The sequence below is a fragment of the Aquitalea pelogenes genome, from assembly GCF_001515305.1.
Classification (GTDB): domain Bacteria; phylum Pseudomonadota; class Gammaproteobacteria; order Burkholderiales; family Chromobacteriaceae; genus Aquitalea; species Aquitalea pelogenes.
The window spans coordinates 36,278-58,236 of sequence record NZ_LNQV01000027.1; the positions used below are offsets into that span (position 1 = coordinate 36,278).

Here is a 21,959-nt window from a genome sequence, read left to right on the forward strand (position 1 = left end):
TTACCCACATTCATCACGGGAATCGCCATGGCCCTGCACCCGGTATTGCACGCCGTTACCCAGCGCATCATAGATCGCAGCCGCGAACGTCGCGCTGCCTATCTGGATCATCTTCAGGCCGCCGCCCAGCAGGGCAAGGTGGAACGCGCCCAGCTGTCCTGCACCAACCAGGCTCACGCCTTTGCGGCGATGCCGGACAATATCAAGATTCACCTGAAAGAGGCACACCGCCCCAATCTGGCCATCGTGTCTGCCTATAACGACATGCTGTCCGCCCACCAGCCGCTGGAAGCCTACCCGGCCTGGATCAAGGAAGAAGCCTTGAAGGCCGGTGCTACCGCCCAGTTTGCCGGTGGCGTGCCTGCCATGTGCGACGGCGTGACCCAGGGTCAGCCGGGCATGGAGCTGTCCTTGTTCTCGCGTGACGTGATTGCCATGAGCACCGCGGTGGCCCTGTCACACCAGATGTTCGACGCCAGCCTGTATCTGGGCGTGTGCGACAAGATTGTTCCTGGCCTGATGATTGGCGCGCTGACCTTCGGCCATCTGCCGGCGGTGTTTGTTCCGGCCGGGCCGATGACCACCGGCATTGCCAACGACGACAAGGCGAAGGTGCGCCAGTTGTTCGCCGAAGGCAAGGTGGGAAGGGATCAGCTGCTGGAATCGGAGTGCCAGTCCTACCACGGCCCCGGCACCTGTACCTTCTATGGCACGGCCAACTCCAACCAGATGATGATGGAAATCATGGGCCTGCATCTGCCGGGCACCGCCTTCGTCAATCCGGGTACGCCGCTGCGCGAGGCACTGACCCGCGCTGCCGCCCGTCAGGCCGCCCACATTGCCGCCCAGGGTGAGAACTTCACCCCGGTTGGCCGCATGATTGATGAAAATCCATCGTCAACGCCATTGTCGGCCTGCTGGCCACCGGCGGTTCCACCAACCACACCCTGCACCTGGTGGCCATTGCCCGCGCCGCCGGCATCGACATCAACTGGGACGATTTTGACGAACTGTCGGCCATCATCCCGCTGCTGACCCGCGTCTACCCCAATGGCAAGGCCGATGTGAACCACTTCCACGCCGCAGGCGGCATGGGCTTTGTCATCCGCGAGCTGCTGTCTGCCGGTCTGCTGCATGAAGACGTAGACACCATCGTCGGCCGTGGCCTGTCGGCTTATGCCAACGAACCGTGGCTGGACAATGGCACGCTGAAATGGCGTCCGGCTCCCGCCGTGAGCGGCGACGACAGCGTGCTGCGCACCGTGGCCGACCCGTTCAGCGCCGATGGCGGCCTGCGCGTGGTGGCTGGCAACCTGGGCCGCGCCGTGATCAAGGTATCCGCCGTCAAGCCGGAACACCGCATCGTGGAAGCACCGGCCATCGTATTCAACGATCAGAACGACATGCTGGCTGCGTTCAAGCGCGGCGAGCTGGAACGCGACTTTGTCGCCGTCATCCGCTTCCAGGGCCCGCGCGCCAACGGCATGCCGGAACTGCACAAGCTGACCCCGGCGCTGTCCATCCTGCAAGAACGCGGCTTTGCCGTGGCACTGGTCACCGATGGCCGCATGTCCGGCGCGTCAGGCAAAGTGCCCGCTGCCATCCACGTCTCGCCGGAAGCCGTCCTGGGCGGTAGTATCGGCAAGGTTCGCGATGGCGACATCGTGAAACTGGATGCCGTGGCCGGCACGCTGGAAGTGAAAGTACCGGCCGAAGAATGGGCTGCACGCGAACTGGCGCGTGCCGACCTTGCACACAATCAATTTGGCGTGGGACGTGAGCTGTTCGCAGTATTCCGCGAATCCGCCGACGCCGCGGAAGCTGGTGCCATGAGCTTCCATCACCCGCTGTGGAGAAACTGATATGGACGCTTTGACCCTGTTGCGCCAGGGACCGGTCGTACCGGTCATCGTGGTAAATGACGCCGCTGTAGCGGTAGACCTGGCGCGTGCGCTGGTAGATGGTGGCATCCGCGTGCTGGAAGTCACCCTGCGCACCAAGGCGGCCCTGGCTGCCATGCGCCGCATGCGTGACGAAGTACCCGGCGCCATCGTGGGTGCCGGTACGCTGCGCAACCGTGCCCAGCTGGAAGCCGCGCTGGACGCTGGCGCCCAGTTTGGCGTCAGCCCCGGCCTGACCCCGGAGCTGGCCTCTGCCGCACGCAATGCCAACCTTACCCTGCTGCCGGGCGTGGCCACTGCGTCCGAAGCCATGCGCGCGCAGGACGAGGGCTTTGACATCCTCAAGCTGTTCCCGGCCGAAGCCGTGGGTGGCATCAAGCTCTTGAAGTCGCTGGCTGGCCCGCTGCCGGACCTGCGTTTCTGCCCGACCGGCGGCATTGACCTGGCCAAGGCCAAGGACTACCTGGCGCTGCCAAACGTACTGGCCGTTGGTGGCAGCTGGCTGACCCCGGAAGACGCCATTGCCAACCGCGACTGGGCCCGCATCACCGAACTGGCCAAGCAGGCCAGCGCACTGGCGCAGTAAACCTGCCCCACTCCGTCAAAGCCCGCCATGTGCGGGCTTTTTGCTGCACCGCACACCGCGCGGTGATGGCACAGCCCGGCTAATCTGCACTACCATCAAGCCTTCCTTTCCCGATGCTGCCGTCCCATGAAACTGTTTCTGGCCGAAGATGATGCCGTGCTGGCCGACGCCCTGCTCACCCGTCTGAGCCAGCTGGGTTTTGCCGTGAGTCATAGCGACAATGGCCTGACAGCCCAGCAGGTATTGCTGGCCGAGCACTTTGATGCGGTGATCCTGGATATCGGCCTGCCCGGTCAGGACGGCCTGAAGGTGCTGCGCAATGTACGGGTGCATCAACCCGCGCTGCCCATCCTGCTGCTCACCGCGCTGGACAGCATGGAAGACCGTGTGGCCGGGCTGGATGCCGGTGCGGATGACTATCTGGTCAAGCCGTTCGAATTCCCGGAACTGGAAGCCCGCATCCGCGCCCTGCTGCGCCGGCAGCGCGCCATCGACCCGCAACGCGACGTGCTGCAACGGGAAGAACTGCACTTTGGCACCCTGCGGCTGGACCCCGGCGCCCAGCGCGCCTGGGCGGGCAGCCAGCCGCTGGAGCTGTCGGCGCGCGAGCTGGAACTGCTGTTCATCCTGATGAGCCAGGCGGAAAAAGTGCTGACCAAGGAGCAGATTTCTGCCGCCCTCACCGGTGCGGGGGAGGAAATCGGCAGCAATGCGGTGGAAGTGTATGTTCACCGCCTGCGCAAGAAGCTGGATGGCAGCGGCGTAGGTATCCGCGCAGTACGTGGCCTTGGCTATCTGCTGATGCAGGCTGCCGATGACTGAAACCGCCCGTCCGCGCCAGTTGTCACTGCGCCGCCAGCTGCTGATCTGGCTGCTGCTGCCGCAACTGGTGCTGTGGCTGGCGGCGGCCATGCTGGCGCATGCCATGGCGGTGCGCTACACCAATGAGGTCATCGACCAGACGCTGGCGCAGACATCACGCGCGCTGGCGCGGCAGGTAAAGCCGTTTGGCAATGGTTTTTATGTCGACTTCCCCCGTGCCGCACGGGAAATCCTGGAAGAAGACCCCAGCGACCGGGTGTATTACATGGTCAGCTCGCCGCCTTCCGCATTCCTGCTGGGCGAGCCCAGCATGCCGCCGCCACCGCATGAGCTGGTGGCCAAGGCGGGCAACAGCTATTTCTACAACGCCAGCATGAAGGGCCAGGATGTGCGCGTGGCGGCCCTGTACCTGTTGGCAGGCACGCCGGAACAACCACAGCTGATGCTGGTGCAAGTGGCTAAAAGCCGCGCCCTGAGTGCCGAACTCACTCGCAAGATCCTGCTGGACATGGGCCTGCCCCTGCTGGGGCTGATGCTGCTGACCAGTCTGTTGGTGTGGGCCGGCATCAGCCGTGGCCTGTCGCCACTGCGCCGCCTGCGCCGGGTGGTGGAAAACCGCTCGCCACGCGATATGGCCCCCATCGAAGTCAACAATGCCCCGGCCGAAGTCCGCACCCTGACCGCCGCCATCAACAGCCTGCTGGAAGAGGTCAACAAGCAGGTGGACCAGCAGCGGCGCTTCATTGGCGATGCCGCGCATCAATTGCGCACGCCGCTGGCAGGGCTCAAGTCGCAAACCGAACTGGTAAAGGCCGAACTGCAAGGCCAGACACCGGACATACCGCGCGCCTGCCGCCAGCTGGAGCAAGTGGAAACCAGCGTGGCCCGCTCCATTCACCTGGTGAACCAGCTGCTGGCGCTGGCCCGTGCCGAACCGGAAACCGGCTTGCAGCGCAGCCTGCTGGACCTCAACCAGCTGACGCGCGAAGTCACCGCCGAGGCCGTGCCGCGTGCGCTGGCGTGCGGGCTGGACCTGGGCCTGGACAGCAGCGATGAAAAAATGCTGATGCAGGGCCATGCCGGCCTGCTGCGCGAACTGTTGGCCAACCTGCTGGACAATGCCATCCAGTACACCCCGCCGGGTGGTGAAATCACGGTGGAACTGCACCGCAAGGGGACGCAGCTGTGTCTGGCCGTGCGCGACAACGGCCCCGGCATAGCCGCGGCGGAACGCGAAAAGGTGTTCCAGCGCTTTTACCGGGTCAACAACAGCGTGGGGGGCAAGGGCTGCGGGCTGGGTCTGGCCATCGTGCAGGAGATTGCCCGCCGCCATCACACCAGGGTGGAACTGAGCGACAACCCGCCCCATGGCCTGTGTGCCAGCCTGTTTTTCAAGCAGGAAAACGAAGCTGAATAAACTGTCCAGTAGTGTAGTTGACACACTACAGCGCACCATTTTGCTGCATAGCAGCACCAGTTCAGTGCCTTGAAGTTATTGATTTCATTCCAATGGCATGTCGCACTGCATTGCCTCACCTGCATTTTCTTACAGCATTTCCACGCAATCCTTACACAAAACTTACAATCTGCCGCTATAGTTCTTGCACATCCCGCCCGTTGCCACAGGCAGCGACCAGCGGAATGGAACATAAAAAACCGAAATGCAACGCTACAAGACGGAGACAAGAGAATGAAACGCAAGCAACTGAGCGCCGCCCTGCTGGCTGCCACCCTGCTGCCGGCCAGCGTATTTGCCGGGGAAGTGGAAGTGCTGCACTGGTGGACTTCCGGTGGCGAGGCCAAATCCGTGGCCGAACTCAAGAAAATGATGACCGCCAAGGGCGATAACTGGAAAGACTTCGCCGTGGCCGGTGGTGGTGGCGACAACGCCATGACCGCACTGAAAACCCGCGTGGTATCCGGCAACCCGCCGACCGCCGCCCAGATCAAGGGCCCGGCCATCCAGGAATGGGGTGCCGAAGGCGTGCTGGCCAATATCGATGCCGTGGCCAAGGCCGAAGGCTGGGACAAGCAGCTGCCGCCGGTGGTCAGCCAGGTGATGAAATACAAGGGCCAGTACGTGGCCGCTCCGGTGAACGTGCACCGCGTGAACTGGTTGTGGGTAAACCCGGACGCCTTCAAGAAGGCCGGTGCCAAGGTGCCGACCACCTGGCCGGAATTCTTCGAAGCGGCTGACAAGCTGCAAAAAGCCGGCATCCAGCCGATTGCCCACGGTGGCCAGCCGTGGCAGGACGCCACCCTGTTTGAATCGGTGGCGCTGGGCGTAGGTGGCCCGGCCTACTACAAGAAGGCCTTCGTGCAGCTGGACCAGGCTACCCTGGCCGGCCCTACCACCCTGAAAGTGTTTGAAACCCTGCAAAAGGTGAAAACCTATATCGACAAGGGTGCCGCTGGCCGTGACTGGAACCTGGCCACCGCCATGGTGATCAACGGCAAGGCAGGCATGCAGTTCATGGGTGACTGGGCCAAGGGTGAATTCACCGCCGCCGGCAAGAAGCCGGGCAAGGACTTCCTGTGCGTAGCCGCACCGGGTACGGCCGGCAGCTTCACCTTCAACATCGACAGCCTGGCCATGTTCAAGCAGAAGGACCCGGCAGCGCAGAAGGCACAGGCTGATCTGGCCGAAACCGTGATGAGCAAGAACTTCCAGGAAGTGTTCAACCTGAACAAGGGCTCCATCCCGGCCCGCCTGGATACGCCGATGGACAAGTTTGACGACTGTGCCAAGAAGTCCAAGGCAGACCTGACCGCCGCCTCCAAGAGTGGCGGCCTGGTGCCCAGCTTTGCCCACAAGATGGCCATGCCGTCTGCCACCGAAGGCGCGATTGATGACGTGATTTCGCAGTTCATGAACTCCTCCATGAGCCCGAAAACCGCCACCGAGCGTCTGGCCAAGGCTGGCAAGGTGCATTAAGCAAGCAGCCATATTGCCCCGGGCCTGCGGTCCGGGCGCGCTATGCCGTAGACAGCTGCCGGCCATGCCGGCCCGGTAGCTGTCTGTCCCACACCGAAGCAAAACATGTACGCCGACTGCCTTCCGCACCGTGACCACGGTCGGGACGCGGCCTGCTGCGCGCCTGCGCCAGCACGCCACGGCTGCATGCAAGGATTGATTCATGTCCTCATCCCAATCACAAGCCAGCCTGTCGGCGCTGGCAGACCGCTGGTTGCCCAAGCTGGTGCTGTCGCCCACCTTGCTGATCAGCCTGGTGTTCGTCTACGGCTTCATTGCCTGGACCGGCTGGCTATCGCTGACCGAATCGCGACTGCTGCCACAAATGGACCTGGCCGGCCTGATCCAGTACCAGGCGCTGTTCGAGAATGACCGCTGGTGGACTGCGGTCGCCAATCTGGGCATTTTCGGCGGCCTGTTCATCGGCTGCACGCTGGCCGTCGGCCTGTTCCTCGCCGTGCTGCTGGATCAGAAAATCCGCGCCGAAGGCACGCTGCGTACCATTTACCTGTACCCGATGGCGCTGTCCTTCATCGTTACCGGCACCGCCTGGAAATGGATGCTCAACCCCGACATGGGCCTGCAGAAGGTCATCAATGACTGGGGCTTTCCCGACTTCACCTTCGACTGGCTGGTGGACCCGGACAAGGCCATCTACACCGTGGTGATTGCCGGGGTGTGGCAGTCGTCCGGTTTCGTGATGGCGCTGTTCCTGGCCGGTTTGCGCGGCATTGACGACTCCATCATCAAGGCCGCCCAGGTGGATGGTGCCAGCCTGCCGGTCATCTACTGGCGCATCATCATCCCCAGCCTGCGCCCGGTGTTTTTCAGCGTGCTGCTGATCCTGTCGCACATCGCCATCAAGAGCTTCGACCTGGTGATGGCGCTGACCGGCGGCGGCCCCGGCACGGCATCCGACGTACCGGCCATCTTCATGTACCAGTTTGCCTTTACCCGCGGCCAGCTGGGCCTGGGGGCAGCCTCGGCCATGATGATGCTGATGACCATCGTCGCCGTACTGGTGCCGCTGATGTATATGGAAACAAGGAGCGCCAAACGTGGCTAAACACCTGACTCCCGGCCGCATCGTGCTGTATGCCGCACTGGTGCTGATGGCCATTTACTACCTGCTGCCCTTGTACGTGATGCTGTCCACCTCGGTGAAAACCCTGGACGACATCCGTGGCGGCAACCTGATTGCCCTGCCACAATCCATCACCCTTGATGCCTGGAGCAAGGCCTGGTCCAGCGCCTGCACCGGCGTGGAATGTGGCGGCATGAAGGGCTTTTTCTGGAACTCGGTGAAGATGGCGGTGCCCTCGGTGCTGATTTCAACCCTGATTGGCGCGGTCAACGGCTATGTGGTGTCGATGTGGCGCTTCCGTGGCTCGGACGTGCTGTTCACCCTGCTGCTGGTGGGCTGCTTCATTCCCTTCCAGGTGGTGCTGCTGCCGATGGCGCGCCTGTTGGGCGAGCTGGGCATTGCCAATACCACCAGCGGGCTGGTGATGGTGCACGTGATTTACGGCCTGGCCTTCACCACGCTGTTCTTCCGCAACTTCTTCGTCACCATCCCGGACGAGCTGGTAAAGGCCGCGCGCATTGACGGTGCCGGTTTCTGGACCATCTTTTTCCGCATCCTGCTGCCCATTTCCGGCCCCATCTTCATGGTGTGCGTGATCTGGCAGTTCACCCAGATCTGGAACGACTTCCTGTTCGGCGTGGTGTTTGCCGCCGGCGAAGCCCAGCCCATCACCGTGGCGCTGAACAATCTGGTGAACACCTCTACCGGGGTGAAGGAATACAACGTGGACATGGCAGCGGCCATCATTGCCGCCCTGCCCACCCTGTTCGTTTACATGGTTGCCGGCCGCTACTTCGTGCGTGGCCTGACAGCCGGTGCTGTGAAAGGTTGAACGATGGCTGCTCTCTCCATCAATAATGTGTGCAAGACTTACGCCAACGGCACCGAGGTGCTCAAGGGCATCGACATCGCCATCGAAGACGGCCAGTTCCTGATTCTGGTAGGCCCTTCCGGCTGCGGCAAATCCACGCTGCTGAACATGATTGCCGGGCTGGATGACATTTCCAGCGGCGATATCGAAATCGGCGGCAAACGGGTGAACGACCTGTCGCCCAAGGACCGCGACATCGCCATGGTGTTCCAGAGCTATGCGCTCTACCCGTCGATGAGCGTGCGCAAGAACATCAGCTTCGGCCTGGAAATCCGCAAGATGCCGCAGGGCGAAATCGACGCCACTGTCGAACGCGTGGCACAGATGCTGCAAATGACCCACCTGCTGGACCGCAAGCCCTCGCAGCTGTCCGGTGGCCAGCGTCAGCGCGTGGCCATGGGCCGTGCGCTGGCACGCAACCCGTCCATCTTCCTGTTCGACGAGCCGCTGTCCAATCTGGACGCCAAGCTGCGGGTGGAAATGCGTACCGAAATCAAGCTGATGCACCAGCGGCTGAAATCCACCATCGTCTATGTCACCCACGACCAGATCGAGGCCATGACGCTGGGCGACCGCATTGCGGTGATGAAGGACGGCATCGTGCAGCAGTTCGGCAGCCCGCAGGACATCTACGACAACCCGGCCAACCTGTTTGTCGCCAGCTTCATCGGCTCGCCGTCGATGAACTTCATTCCGGCGCAGGTGGTGGAATCGGCCGGGGTGCTGGGGGTGAAAATCTGTGACGACAAGGGTTGCGTCATCCTGCCGCTGCCGCATGCCCAGGACAAGATGAAGCCGTGGCTGGGCCGCGAAGTCATCTTCGGCATCCGCCCGGAGCAAATCACCGATGCCCGCACCGCCTACCGCGAAGGGCTGCCGGTGATGGCCTGCCATATCGACGTGATCGAACCCACCGGGCCGGACACCCTGGTGTTTGTCTCGCTCAACAACACCAAGGTATGCTGCCGTACCCACCCGACAGAAGCCAAACTGCCGGGCCACAGCATGGAACTGGTGTTCGACGTCTCCAAGGCCGTGCTGTTCGACCCGACTACAGAACAACGGATTGCCTGATGAGTCCTTTGCATGCAACACAACTGGCCCCCGAGGGGCCAGTTTTTTCTCCGGTAGCCGCCGGCCTGTGGCGGCTGCACGACTGGAATTTCTCCCCTGCGGAACTGGCAGCCTGGGTGGAGCATGCCATCCAGCTTGGCATCACCACTTTCGACCATGCCGACCTGTACGGCGGCTTTCGCTGCGAGGCGCTGTTCGGCCAGTGGCTGAAGGCCAACCCCGGCCAGCGCGAGCACATCCAGCTGGTGAGCAAATGCGGCATCAAGCCGGCAGATGCCAGCCGTGGCTGGCAGGTAAAGCACTACGACAGCAGCCGCGCGCATATCCTGGCCTCGGTGGATGCTTCCTTGCAGAACCTGGGCACGGACTATCTGGACCTGCTGCTGATTCACCGCCCGGACCCGCTGCTGGACCCGGACGAAGTGGCAGACACCTTTGCCAGCCTCAAGCAAAGTGGCAAGGTGCGGCATTTTGGCGTATCCAACTTCAGTCCCAGCCAGTTTGCCCTGCTCTCGTCGCGTACCGCCTTGCTCACCAATCAGGTGGAAGCCTCGCTGCTGCATGGCGCGCCCCTGTTCGACGGTACGTTTGACCAATGCCTGCAAGCTGGCATCCGCCCCATGGTGTGGTCGCCGCTGGCAGGAGGCCGTCTGTTACAGCCTGCTGCCCACCCGGCTTTGCACGCAGCCCTGCAGCAAATGGCAGCCGAACTGGCGGTCACTCCCGCCACGCTGGCGCTGGCCTGGCTGATGCGCCACCCGGCCCGACCCATCCCCATTTCCGGCTCGCGCCGCCTGGCTTCGCTGGATGAAGCAGCTGCTGCCTGCCGTCTGCAACTGGACCGCCAGCACTGGTTTGCCCTGCTGGAAACGGCCCACGGCCAGCCCGTCGCCTGACTGCTTGTACCAGATCGGCATTTTTGGCCTTTTTTTCTGCAACACTTCACCTAAGCTCAATAAGCGGGACAATGACAAAGGGGATATGGCATGCAAGTGGCTGAACTTTTCGAGCAGGCATCCGGACGGTTGCCGATGGTACCCAAGGTGGTGCAGGAGCTGATTGAAAGCTTTCACAAGACCGATATCAATATTGATGAAATCAGCGACAAGGTCGGGCACGACCAGGTGCTGACCGCCCGTGTGCTGCGTCTGGCCAATACCGCGCGCTTTGGCGGCAGCCGCCGTGTGGGTTCACTGGACGATGCGGTAGTACTGCTGGGCTTTGACAACCTGCGCATCCTGGTGATTGCTTCCGGCATTACCGGTGCCACCGCCGGCATACCGGGTTTTGACATGAAGGGCTTCTGGCAGCGCAGCTTTGCCATGGCCAATACCGCCAAGCGGCTGGCCAAGCTGGCCAGGCTGGATGCCCAGCTGGGCTACACCTGTGGCCTGCTGTCGAATATCGGCGAACTGGTGCTGCATGTGGCCATGCCACAGCAGGCGGTGCAGATCGACAAGATTGTGGCGGGCGGCGCAGACCGGGTGGCCACCGAGCGCATGTTGCTGGGCGTGGACCTGACCGAAGTGGGAGCCGAGCTGGCCCGGCGCTGGAATTTCCCGGACGACATCCAGCAAGCCATTCGCGACCAGCACGACCTGCTGGGCGATGTCTCGCGCTTTGCCATCGTGATTGGCCTGTCGGCCTACATGGTGGCCGGCTTCAATCACGACATGAGCGAAAGCGACATGCTGACCACCCTGCCCTGGAGCGTGGTGGACAAACTGGGCATCGAGCGTGATGCGCTGACCGGTGCCATTGGTGATCTGAAAGAGGCCTGCAACGGCATCGACGACATGTTCTGATCAATAATGCCTGTATAGAAAAAGGCTGCCAGCAGGCAACCTTTTCAGATTATTGAAACACCCCAACTCGCTTTCTGGACAGAAAGCGAGGCTCCCTTTCAAGGAAAGGGCGGGGGGAAAGGGAATAGACGGGAAGGCTGCGGAATCAGTCACTTCATCGAAAGGCCCGGCTTTGCCGGGTCCGGTGCAATCGCATCAAATCACTTTGTCAGCAGCCTGAAAGGCTGCCCGCTGGCAGCCTTTTGCTTTCATGCCCCACAGGGCAAGCCTCAGCCTTCTTCTTCCTCGCTGGCGGCCTCGACATGGCCCACCACGCCGACAAAGCGGAATTCGATCTCGGCCATCAGCTCGTCGATGCGGATCACGCTCAGCTGGATACGGTCGCCACGCGCCAGTTCCGGCAGGCCCGGAATGCGTACCCGCAGCGGCAGACCGTCAATGCGAACCAGGTCTTCCTTGATGAAGGTGGCGGTGACATTGCTGACACCTTCCTGGGTAAACCAGCGCAGGCACCAGAAGTGCTCCAGCTTGTCCTGGAAACCCAGATAGGCGGAATAGGTGGTGTCAAAGTCGCGCAGCAGGGCAAACAGCATGGCATTGCCTTGCTCGAACTGCGGCTTCTCGCCACGAATCATGGCAGTGAGCTGGCGCTGGTTGACGAAGTCGGTGGCACGACGCAGCGGCGAGGTGGCCCAGGCATATTGCGCCACGCCCAGGCCGATATGCGGCTCGGGGCGGGTGGTCATGCGGACCTTGCCCATGCTCTGGGCGCGATACATGGCCGGGATATCCGCTTCGGCCAGCATGCGGCCCCATTCGCTGTTGGCCAGAATCATCAGTTCCGACACCAGCTTGTCCATCGGCGCACCACGCTTGCGCAGGGTGATCAGCACCTTGCCATCGACCACATCAAAGTTGTAGTCCATCTGCACCGGACGGGTGGGGTCGTACTTGCCACGGCGTTTTTCCAGTGCATTGGCAAAGTGCCACAGCCAGGTCAGCTCGCGCTTGAACGGGTAATCCACGCCCGGATCGTTCAGCAGGGTGTCTTCGTTGAACTGCTGTTCCAGCTCGGCATGACGCAGGTTGGCCGCAATGCGCACCCGTTCGATACGGCTTTCGTAGGCCACCGGTTCGAAGTCCGGCGTGACGTCCACATACAGGCTGAGCGCCGGGCAGTCCTGCCCTTCCTGCAAGGTAAAAGCCTGCACCACGTCGTCCGGCAACATGGTGATCTTGCCACCGGGGAAATACACGGTGGACAGGCGGCCCCATACCAGCTTTTCGATGTCCGAATCCACCGGCACGCCAAGTGTAGGGGCAGCAATATGGATGCCCACGCGCTTGTTGCCGTCCGGCAGGTCGACTACCGATAGCGCATCGTCGATTTCGGTGGTGTTGGCGTCATCAATGGAGAAAGCCGCCACCTCGGAGAGCGGCAGTTCTTCCGGCAGCAGCGGCGGAGCATATTTGCCAAAACCGCTGCCCTTGGGGAAGTACTCCATCAAGAAACCGGCCATCAGGTAGTCCGGCACCGAACTGATGCCGCCCACGCTTTGTGCCAGTTTCAGCGGCGGCTGGTTCAGCTCGCGCGCGGCCTGGTCGAAGGCCTTGAATTCGAGCGTGTTCTTGTCCGGCTTCCACAGCAAGGTCATCAACTGGCTGCGGATGGCCTCTGGCAGGGTACCGGCCTTCAGCTCGGCCACCCAGCCATCAATCTGCTCTTGCTCGCGCTTTTTGCGCTCGATACCGGCCAGCGCGGCTTTCAGTGCTTCTTCCGGGGCTTTTTTATAGCGGCCCTTGCCCTTTTTGTAGAAATACATCGGGGCACCGAACACGCGCAGGATGATGGCAGCACTCTCCAGTGCCGAGGGGGCATGGCCCCAGTAATCGGCTGCCAGCACGTCGTGCTCGAACTCATCTTCCGGGCTGCATTCCCACAGGAAATCCAGATCGATCTCATCAGCCATTTTTTCTGCAGCAGGAAGAAAATCTGCCAGAGTCGAGCTAAACTCGAGAAAAACATTGCTTGATTTGATCTTGGCTCGCTTGCCATGCAGCGTATCTACCTGCAAGCTGGCATCGGCACGGGAAACAATGGTGCCAACCTTGAAGGAACCGCTTTCTTCGTAAAATACGTTCATTTGCGCGCCAACTGATTCATCAAGCCAGAATTATAACATTGAGCATTCAGGCCCTGCTTTCCTTTGCAATGCCTTGAGTCTTGCCCATGTTTGCACAGCACTGCTGCACCGCCAGGCTGTCGCACAGACCTCGCCCACGTCTGAATAACGGATAACACTATGAAGCTGGCAAGCAACCTACACCACTCGGCAAGAGAACACGCTGCACGTGAAATCGATCGCATCGGCCACATGCTGGTGATGCGCTGGGACCGTTCGCTGGCTGCACACCTGCTGGCACTGTTGAACAATCTGGAACGCCACATCGACGCGGAACAGGCATTGCCCCTGCGCAGCGAATGCACCGCATTGCGCAATCTGCTACAGCACTGGTTGCTGCAGAACGATGCCAGCCCGAGTGAACCGGAACGCTACAACGAACTGCGTCACCATCTGGGCATTGTCAGCCAGCTGGCAATGATGGCCGACCGGCAGACAACACCCGAACCGTACAACCCCGGCTTGAGCCAGCCCGGACCACATCTGCTGTACCTGTGGATGCCGGAGAGCGAGGAGTCGGCCAGCCTGAGCGAGCAATTAAGCTGCTATGGTTTTGTCGTGCGGGTGATGTACCAGGCATCACGGCTGGCGCAGGCGCTGAACGAGGCCAAACCGGCCGCGGTGGTGGCCTATACCGACTTTGCCGCCAGCGACCCCATTTTCACCCTGGCTGATACCTTGCGTGGGCTGTGTCCCTTGCTGTTCTGTTCGCCGCGCATCGATTTTGATGCCCGCTTGCAGGCGGTGCGCGCCGGAGGCTCCGGTTTTCTGGGCTGGCCGGTATTGGCCCACGAGCTGATAGACAGCCTGAATTTTGGTGATCTGGGTGAAAAACGCGACCCGCTGCGGGTGATGATTGTGGAAGACATGGCCTCGCTGGCCGGCTTGTATGCCAGTGTGCTTGGTCAGCATGGTGTTGACACCCTGCAGGTCACCGAGCCTGCCCGGGTGCTGGATGGCATCGTGCAGTTCCGCCCGGACCTGATCCTGATGGATATGTACATGCCGGGCTGCAATGGCATGGAACTGGCACAGATCATCCGCCAGCAACGCTTGCTGGATGGCATCCCCATCCTGTTCCTGTCGGTGGAAAAACGGCAGTCCATCCAGCTGGATACGCTGACACTGGGCATTGACGGTTTTCTCACCAAGCCGGTGGCCCCGGAGGAACTGGTGGTAACGGTGATCAACCGTGCCAGGCGTTACCGCAAGCTGCGCTCCTACATCATCAATGACAGCCTGACCGGCCTGCTCAACCACTCCCATCTGTATGCCCAACTGGAATACGAAGTACTGCGCGCCAAACGCGACCAGCGTCCCCTGTCGCTGGTAATGCTGGACCTCGACCATTTCAAGGTGGTCAACGATACCTACGGCCATCCGGCGGGCGATGAAGTACTGGTCAACCTGGCCCGCTTCCTGAAAGAGAGGCTGCGTCGCTCCGACCTGATCAGCCGTTACGGTGGCGAAGAGTTTGCCATCGTGTTGCCAGGCACCCGTCAGGAAGATGCCCTGCAGGTAATGGAAGCTCTGCGGCAGGCATTCGTGCAGATCGACCAGTTCAGCAACCAGCGTACCTTCCGCCAGACCTTCAGCGTGGGCATCAGCTCACTGGCTACGGCTGACGACACCACTACCCTGGTACAACAGGCGGACGACATGCTGTATCAGGCCAAGCATCTGGGCCGCAACCGGGTGCAGGCCTATGCGCTGCCCAGGGTGGATGTACCCGCCGAGGGCTGACAGCAAAAACGCCCGCAGTGCGGGCGTCAGGCTGCTGACAAGGTTATTTGGTGCGCTTGTACTGGACCCGGCAAAGCCGGGCCTTTCAACTAACTCTTGGATTCCGCAGCCTTCCCATCTATTCCCAATCCCCCCGCCCTTGCCCTGCAAGGGAGCCTCGCTTTCATTTCAGAAAGCGAGAGGAGATTATCAATACAGTCTTGGCTGAATGTCAGACTGCATCGGCCAGAATCAGCCTTACATTGTGTTCTTCCAGCAGCTTGGCCAGCGACTCCGGCGGCTCGGCATCGGTGAACACGGTGTGGAATTCGCTGATATGTCCCATGCGCACCAGCGCATTGCGGCCGAACTTGCTGTGGTCGGCAGCCAGGTAACGGTGACGGGCATTGGACATCATCGCCTGCGCCACCCGCACTTCGCGGTAATCGAAATCCAGCAGCGAGCCATCGGTCTCGATGCCGGACACGCCGATGATGGCGTAATCCACCTTGAACTGGTTGATGAAGTCCAGTGTGGCCACCCCGGTAATGCCGCCATCACTGGCGCGTACCACGCCGGAGGTGATCATCACGGTGAAATCCGGATTGGCCGACATGATGGACGCCACATGGATATTGTTGGTGATGACACGCAAACCCTTGTGGGTGATGGTGAGCGCCTGGGCCACCGCTTCGATGGTGGTACCGATGCTCATGAACAGCGAGGCATGGTCCGGAATGCTGCCGGCAATCATGTCGGCAATATGTGCCTTTTCGCTCTGGAATTTTCCTTTGCGCGCAAAGTAATCCTCGTTCTCCACGCTGCTGCCCAGGGCAGCACCACCGTGATAACGGCGCAGCAAATTTTCTTCACACAGCTGGTTGATGTCGCGGCGGATGGTTTGCGGCGTGACATCGAGCAGTCTGGCCAGTTCTTCGATCGGCATGAAGCCATTTTCGCGGACCAGCTGCAGAATCTTGTCGTGACGGGGTGAGCGGCTCATAGGGATTCGATTCCGAAAATCATGTTTAGTTACTAACATATTTTCTGGTAGTAGGGCAAATGCTAGCACCAATCCGCCCTTGACCCGCCGCAAGCCGACGGCAAAAGCCACCGGGCCTGCAACAGGTGCAGGCCCGGCATGCTTCAGGCCAGAACCTGTTGCATGGCTGCCCGCGCCAGCACTGCGGTGGTATCCACCGCCGCCATGCCGCAATTGGCCTCATCCAGTACCAGTGGCAACTCGGTGCAGGCCAGCGCTACGCCATCACAACCTGCCGCCCGCAAGTCCGCCACCACCTGTAATAATTGCTGCAGGCTATCGCTACTTACGCTGCCATTGGGAACCAGTTCTTCAAAAATCACCCGCTGCACAATGGCCTGGCCTGCTTCATCCGGAATGCACTCCTCCACTCCGACCGCCGCCAGCGGCGCACGGTACAGATGGGACTGCATGGTCCAGCGGGTACCCAATACGCCGACCCGGCGCAGGCCACGCTGCCGGCACTCTGCCGCAACCACATCCAGCATGCTGATGAGCGGCAAGGGCGCACGGCGGCGAATGCCATCAATACAGCAATGCACGGTATTGGCCGGAATCACCGCCACCTGGGCACCGGCTGCTGCCAGCCGCTGCAAGGAGCCGACAATGGAGTCCTCGACAATATCCCAGCGCTCTTGCAACTGGGCGGCATGCACCACGCCAAAGTCTGGCTGGTCCAGCACGAAGCGGGGGTGATGATGGTGACCGCCACACATCAGGGCGGAAAGTTGATGCATTTTGGACAGGCAGTCCAGCGCACCGGGAACGGTTACGCCGGCAATGCCGATGATGGCTGGTTTCATCTTGCTGCTTTACCTCTACTCAGGAGTGTGCGTCGGCCCTGGCCTTGGCCAGGAACGGAGAGGCATCATTATGCCATTCGGGACGATGCAGGAACTCGGCAATCGGCATCGCCCTGGCATAGCGATAGCCTTGCAGCAAATGCGCGCCATGACTGCGCAGATAATCTTCCTGTTGCAGGGTTTCCACGCCTTCGGCCACCACGGCCAGGCCCAGCTTGGCAGCCAGCTGCAAGATGCTGTCCAGGATATCGGCCGACAGGCTGTCGCTGCCGATGCCGGCCACAAAACTGCGGTCGATTTTCAGTTCGTCCACATCCAGCTTTTGCAGATAGGACAGACTGGAATGCCCGGTGCCAAAATCGTCGATGGCAATACGCACGCCCATATCATGCAGTTTTTGTAGCTGGGCATCGGTTTGCGGGCCGGTCTTGATCAGCTCGCGTTCGGTCAATTCCAGGGTCAGCACAATGCTGCCCGGCGCAAAGGCTGACAAAAAGGCGGCGCAATCGGCAGGCAGGCTGCCCGCTTCGATATGCGTGGCACTGACATTGATGCTGATCTGGAAACCGGGCGGCAAGGGACAGTCTTTTAACTGTTCGGCTGTCTGCTGCATCAGTGCGCGGGTCATGGCCACGATATGACCGGTATTTTCGGCAAACGGAATGAAGAGATCGGGCAGCACGATGCCATCTACCGGGTGGTGCCAGCGCATCAGCACCTCCACCCCGCGCCACTGCAAATGCTCGGCATCAATCAGCGGTTGCAGGTAGGGAATGAATTCCCGTTCGCGCACCGCACGTTGCAATTCCCGACTGGGCGCGCCATTACGCAGCAGCAGGCGATGAAACCCCCAACTGAAACTGACGCTGAACAACAGGAGCAAGGTCAGTTGATCCGGCTCCTGCTTCACCCGCTCCAGCACCAACCACGGCATGGAGTAATCCATGACGATGGATAGCGGATAACGCCCTGAACTGAGGTAACGTTGCTGCCAGTGAGGACGTTGTGGTGGAGATGTCATGCCACCCTTTTCATCCAGCCAGCGGTCGCCAACCTGCAGGTAAAACCAGGTGTTCTGTTCATGATGTGCCAGCCTGTCCTTGAGATAATCACTGTCTACGGCAAGCTGGATGGCATGGACATCGTGCCGCTTGGCGTCCAGCCACAGCATCAGCAAGGGGTGCCAGGGCGACAGGCGGTTTCCCGGCAATAGCAGCAGCCGGGTCTGGTTCGGGTATTCCTGCGAATAGGCGGGCGAATGCCAGCCGATGACGGAATCGCAATACACCCGGCCATCCTGATCAATCAGCCGCATCGAGCGGACGTAGGACTGGGTGGTGACCTGTCGGCGGATTTCCGGATAAATGTTGCGACATTCCAGATCCGGCTTCTGCAACATGGCCTCGCCCGTGCTTTGTGCCTGATCGAGAATCTGCTCGATTTTTTCCAGCTTGTAAAACAGCTGGCTTTCCAGTGCAGACTGGATACCCGAGTAGAACTGGTAGAGCATCAACAGGCCGCCCAGCATGAACAGCGCCAGTCCGGGCAACATGGTCAGCATGATGCGCTGGCTGCGTCCCAGTGGCTCTAGCGAAGGTAATTGCACGGCAATCTTCCAGAGAAACTGATCACAGCTGACACTGTAGGCCAATAAAAAACCGCCGAGAGCGGCGGTTTGGTCTGGAACGGCGTTAACTGATCAACTTGCCAGTCTTGCCTTGTGGCGGGCGATCTGAGCACGCACCTGGTTCGGCGCGGTGCCACCCACGTGGTCGCGCTGGGCCAGGCTGCCTTCCGGGGTCAGTACCTGGTAGATGTCCTGCTCGATCAGCTGGCTGAACTGTTTGAGTTCGTCCAGCGACAGATCGGCCAGATCCACGCCACGGCCTTCGGCGTAGCGCACGCTCAGGGCCACCACTTCGTGGCTGTCGCGGAAAGGCAGGCCCTTCTTCACCAGGTAGTCGGCCAGATCGGTGGCAGTGGCAAAGCCCTGCAGCACGGCAGCGCGCATGGCTTCCGGCTTCACGGTGACGCCACGCATCATGTCGGCGTAGATGCGCAGGGTGTCGATCAGGGTGTCCACGGTGTCAAACAAGGGTTCCTTGTCTTCCTGGTTGTCCTTGTTGTAGGCCAGCGGCTGCGCCTTCATCAGGGTGACCAGCGCAATCAGGTGGCCCACCACGCGGCCGGATTTGCCACGTACCAGTTCCGGCACGTCCGGGTTTTTCTTCTGCGGCATGATGGAGCTGCCGGTGCAGAAGCGGTCGGCGATGTCGATGAAGCCGACGCGCGGGCTCATCCACAGGATCAGCTCTTCGGACAGGCGGCTCAGGTGCACCATCACCAGGCTGGCGGCAGCAGTGAATTCGATGGCGAAGTCACGGTCGGACACCGCGTCCAGCGAGTTGTGGCAGACATCGTCAAAACCCAGCAGTTGCGCAGTGTAATGACGGTCGATGGGGAAGGTGGTGCCGGCCAGCGCTGCTGCACCCAGCGGCAGGCGGTTGACGCGCTTGCGGCAGTCGGTCATGCGTTCTGCATCGCGCGCCAGCATTTCCACATAGGCCAGCATATGGTGGCCAAAGGTCACCGGCTGGGCCACTTGCAGGTGGGTGAAACCCGGCATCACGGTGTCGGCGTGTTTTTCGGCCAGTTCCAGCAGGCTGGTTTGCAGTTCGGCAATGAAGCCGACGATGGCGTCAATCTGTGCACGCAGCCACAGGCGGATGTCGGTAGCCACCTGGTCGTTACGCGAACGGCCGGTGTGCAGGCGTTTGCCGGCATCGCCGATCTTGTCGGTCAGGCGACGTTCCACATTCATGTGCACGTCTTCCAGATCCACACTCCACTCCAGTCGGCCAGCGCGGATGTCGTCCAGGATTTCGGCCATGCCACGTCGGATTGCCGCCACATCGTCGTCGGACAGCACGCCTGCCTTGTTCAGCATGGTGGCGTGAGCCAGCGAGCCTTCGATGTCGAATTCGGCCAGTCGCTTGTCGAAGTCGATGGAGGCGGTGTATTTCTTGACGAGTTCGGAAACCGGTTCGCTGAAGCGACCGGACCAGGCATGGCTTTCTTGCATCTCGATGGTTCCCTGCGGTGATTGTCTTGGGCTGCCCGTAGACAGCAGCGGCAATTATAGGGAAAGCCACCCCCGAGGGCGAGCCGGCTTTGGCCCGGCTGTGGCATTACCGTGTCATGGGTGTGGTTTGATCAGCCAGACAGTCCGCCAGATAGTCGATCAGCACCCGCACCTTGGGTGGCAGATAGCGGTTGGGCGGGTAAAGCAGCCAGGCCATGCCACGGTAGGCAGTGGTGAACTCCCAGTCGTCCAGCACGGTTTCTATCTGCCCGGCGGCCAATGCCGCCTGCGCGGTACAGTGTGGCAAGGGGGCAATACCCAGATGTGCCAGCACACCCTCCAGACGCAGCTCGCTGTGATTGGTAGCATAACGGCCTTGCACTGTGACGCTCAGTTGCTCGTTGCCACGCCGCAATTGCCAGCGCTTGTCCCCGGCATGCTCGGCCAGATACAGGCACAAATGATTTGCCAGCTCGCGAGGATGGCCAGGCCGTCCATGCGTCGCCAGATACTGCGGCGATGCGCACAGCAACTGGCGTATCGGCATCAGCGGTCGGCCGGCCATGCCGGGCGGCGGGCTATCAGTAACCCGCACGGTGAAGTCCAGCCCCTCGGCCAGCGGGTCGACATCGCGGTCGCTGATGAACAGCTCCACATTCACCTGTGGATAAGCCGCCAGGAAGGCTGGAATCAGCGGTGCCACCACAAATCGGCCAAAAGCTTTGGGCATGCTGACCCGCACCGTACCCTGTGGCCGGGCATGTTGTTGCTGGGCCAGCTGCACGGCCTCGTCGGCGGCATCCAGCATGCTGCGACAACGCTGCAAGGTGGCGTCTCCGGCCTCGGTCAGCCGTAACTGGCGGGTACTGCGTTCCAGCAGCCGCACGCCCAGCGCGACTCCAGCCGGGCCACCTGACGGCTGATGGCCGACGGGGTCATGCCCAGCTGCCGCGCAGCGGCGGAGAAGCTGCCACGCTCCACCACCAGGGCAAACACCGCCATATCCGGCAACAGGCCGATCAGTTTATTTGTTCCCATACAGCACAATTCCTGTTCCGAAACCGAAGATTATCAATACCAGACACAGCAATGATAATCCAGGCATTACCCTTGCGTGAAAGCCTGACATGCCCGCCCAGCACCCCTTGCATCAACGTTATCCCTTCCTGCCGGATCTGCTCCTGCTGCTGGTGGCCATGGTATGGGGCAGCAGCTATGGCCTGGCCAAGCAGGCCTTGCTGTTTTATCCCGTCCTCGGCCTGCTGGCGCTGCGCTTCGGCCTGACCTTCATCCTGCTGCTGCCCGCTCAGCGCGCACTGGCCAATGCGGCCGTCCGGCGCGCAACCTTGCAGGCGGCCTTGCCATTGGGCATCGGTTTGCTGGCGATTTTCCTGTGCGAGACCGTTGGCGTGGCCCATACCAGCGCCGCCAATGCTGCCTTCCTGATCAGCCTGTGCCTGGTACTGACACCGTTTGCCGAATGGTGGCTGCTGGGGCAAAAGCCTGCTGCCGATGCGCTGCTGGCCGCTGCGGTGTCACTGCTGGGTGCCTGGCTGCTGAGCGGTGCCACACAGCTGCAACTGAATGGTGGCGATGTGCTGATGTTGCTGGCGGCCTTGCTGCGCGCGGTGATGAGCTGCCTCACCCGCAAGCTGACTGCCGGCAAGCCGGTGGCCACGCTGGCGCTGACTGGCTTGCAAAGCCTGGTGATCTGCCTCTCTTGCCTGCTGCTGGCCAGCATGCAGGGAGGCTTGCCCGCGCTGCCCGTCGCGCTGGCCTTCTGGGGCAATACCCTCTATCTGGTATTGTTCTGCACCCTGTTTGCCTTTTTTGCCATGAATTACGCCTTGCGCCACAGCAGTGCTACCCGGGTGGCCCTGTTAACCGGCAGCGAGCCGGTGTTTGGTGCCGCCTTTGCCGTGTTGTGGCTGGGTGAATCACTCTCCGTGGCCAGCTGGCTGGGGGGTGGCCTGATGGTGGCCGCCAGCCTGTGGGCCGTTCGTCCGCGCC

At 61.3% G+C, this 21,959-nt stretch carries 18 protein-coding genes and 1 pseudogene; 12 read left to right on the forward strand and 7 right to left on the reverse strand.

The genetic code is table 11. From position 1 onward, the window contains the following. Nucleotides 1-27 precede the first annotated feature (27 nt). The 10 genes and pseudogenes from edd (at nt 28) to AWT75_RS12795 (ending at nt 11,117) form a co-directional block, all read left to right on the forward strand. Nucleotides 28-1,862 (forward strand): annotated as a pseudogene (edd, locus tag AWT75_RS12750) (phosphogluconate dehydratase). Between the two features lies 1 nt (nt 1,863). Further along, complete coding sequence (locus AWT75_RS12755; RefSeq protein WP_045846536.1) at nt 1,864-2,487, forward strand: bifunctional 4-hydroxy-2-oxoglutarate aldolase/2-dehydro-3-deoxy-phosphogluconate aldolase; 624 nt, start codon at nt 1,864-1,866, stop codon at nt 2,485-2,487. 126 nt (nt 2,488-2,613) lie between these two features. After that, entirely contained in the window at nt 2,614-3,309 is a 696-nt protein-coding gene (locus tag AWT75_RS12760) for a response regulator transcription factor (protein WP_045846537.1), read from the forward strand. After that, nucleotides 3,302-4,726 (forward strand): sensor histidine kinase, encoded by a 1,425-nt coding sequence (locus AWT75_RS12765; protein WP_062789417.1) that lies wholly within the window; start codon nt 3,302-3,304, stop codon nt 4,724-4,726. The genes AWT75_RS12760 and AWT75_RS12765 overlap by 8 nt, the downstream gene beginning before the upstream one ends. A 273-nt stretch (nt 4,727-4,999) precedes the next feature. Next, nucleotides 5,000-6,244 (forward strand): ABC transporter substrate-binding protein, encoded by a 1,245-nt coding sequence (locus AWT75_RS12770; RefSeq protein ID WP_062789418.1) that lies wholly within the window; start codon nt 5,000-5,002, stop codon nt 6,242-6,244. A 202-nt stretch (nt 6,245-6,446) separates the two neighbouring features. Then, nucleotides 6,447-7,349 (forward strand): carbohydrate ABC transporter permease, encoded by a 903-nt coding sequence (locus AWT75_RS12775; protein ID WP_045846540.1) that lies wholly within the window; start codon nt 6,447-6,449, stop codon nt 7,347-7,349. Further along, a complete protein-coding gene (locus AWT75_RS12780; protein WP_045846541.1) occupies nt 7,342-8,199 on the forward strand; it encodes a carbohydrate ABC transporter permease in 858 nt (285 codons plus the stop codon). Before AWT75_RS12775 ends, AWT75_RS12780 begins: the two co-directional genes overlap by 8 nt. Nucleotides 8,200-8,202: 3 nt before the next feature. Further along, on the forward strand, nt 8,203-9,312 hold the full coding sequence (locus tag AWT75_RS12785; RefSeq protein ID WP_045846542.1) for an ABC transporter ATP-binding protein: 1,110 nt from the start codon (nt 8,203-8,205) through the stop codon (nt 9,310-9,312). Then, nucleotides 9,312-10,208: an aldo/keto reductase gene (locus AWT75_RS12790; protein WP_062789419.1), complete on the forward strand. Its 897-nt coding sequence runs from the start codon at nt 9,312-9,314 to the stop codon at nt 10,206-10,208. Before AWT75_RS12785 ends, AWT75_RS12790 begins: the two co-directional genes overlap by 1 nt. A gap of 90 nt (nt 10,209-10,298) precedes the next feature. Further along, nucleotides 10,299-11,117 (forward strand): HDOD domain-containing protein, encoded by an 819-nt coding sequence (locus tag AWT75_RS12795; RefSeq protein WP_062789420.1) that lies wholly within the window; start codon nt 10,299-10,301, stop codon nt 11,115-11,117. 269 nt (nt 11,118-11,386) lie between these two features. Here AWT75_RS12795 and AWT75_RS12800 read toward each other — a convergent pair whose 3' ends face one another. Beyond that, nucleotides 11,387-13,261, reverse strand: coding sequence for a ribonuclease catalytic domain-containing protein (locus AWT75_RS12800; protein WP_062789421.1), 1,875 nt, complete (start codon nt 13,259-13,261; stop codon nt 11,387-11,389). A gap of 159 nt (nt 13,262-13,420) precedes the next feature. Between AWT75_RS12800 and AWT75_RS12805 the strand changes: the two genes are divergently transcribed. Further along, the gene (locus tag AWT75_RS12805; RefSeq protein WP_239689578.1) at nt 13,421-15,043 is read left to right on the forward strand and encodes a GGDEF domain-containing protein; all 1,623 of its coding nucleotides are present in this window, start codon (nt 13,421-13,423) and stop codon (nt 15,041-15,043) included. A gap of 211 nt (nt 15,044-15,254) precedes the next feature. Here AWT75_RS12805 and AWT75_RS12810 read toward each other — a convergent pair whose 3' ends face one another. The 6 genes from AWT75_RS12810 to AWT75_RS22210 all read right to left on the reverse strand — a co-directional run bounded on the left by AWT75_RS12810 (nt 15,255) and on the right by AWT75_RS22210 (nt 20,987). Continuing rightward, complete coding sequence (locus tag AWT75_RS12810; protein WP_045846546.1) at nt 15,255-16,025, reverse strand: DeoR/GlpR family DNA-binding transcription regulator; 771 nt, start codon at nt 16,023-16,025, stop codon at nt 15,255-15,257. Between the two features lie 143 nt (nt 16,026-16,168). Beyond that, nucleotides 16,169-16,867, reverse strand: a complete 699-nt coding sequence (locus AWT75_RS12815) for an aspartate/glutamate racemase family protein (protein ID WP_062789422.1) — start codon at nt 16,865-16,867, stop codon at nt 16,169-16,171. A 19-nt stretch (nt 16,868-16,886) separates the two neighbouring features. Further along, nucleotides 16,887-18,473 carry an EAL domain-containing protein gene (locus tag AWT75_RS12820; protein WP_153013328.1) on the reverse strand — a complete coding sequence of 529 codons (1,587 nt, stop codon included), beginning with the start codon at nt 18,471-18,473 and terminating at the stop codon, nt 16,887-16,889. Nucleotides 18,474-18,566: 93 nt separating this feature from the next. After that, on the reverse strand, nt 18,567-19,949 hold the full coding sequence (argH, locus tag AWT75_RS12825) for an argininosuccinate lyase (protein WP_062789424.1): 1,383 nt from the start codon (nt 19,947-19,949) through the stop codon (nt 18,567-18,569). A 106-nt stretch (nt 19,950-20,055) separates the two neighbouring features. Continuing rightward, on the reverse strand, nt 20,056-20,835 hold the full coding sequence (locus tag AWT75_RS12830) for a LysR family transcriptional regulator (RefSeq protein ID WP_204377041.1): 780 nt from the start codon (nt 20,833-20,835) through the stop codon (nt 20,056-20,058). Further along, on the reverse strand, nt 20,796-20,987 hold the full coding sequence (locus tag AWT75_RS22210) for a helix-turn-helix domain-containing protein (protein WP_204377043.1): 192 nt from the start codon (nt 20,985-20,987) through the stop codon (nt 20,796-20,798). The genes AWT75_RS12830 and AWT75_RS22210 overlap by 40 nt, the downstream gene beginning before the upstream one ends. A gap of 89 nt (nt 20,988-21,076) precedes the next feature. Here AWT75_RS22210 and AWT75_RS12835 point away from each other — a divergent pair. Continuing rightward, nucleotides 21,077-21,959 (forward strand): DMT family transporter (locus AWT75_RS12835; protein ID WP_062789425.1); only part of this gene is annotated, 883 nt, incomplete at its 3' end.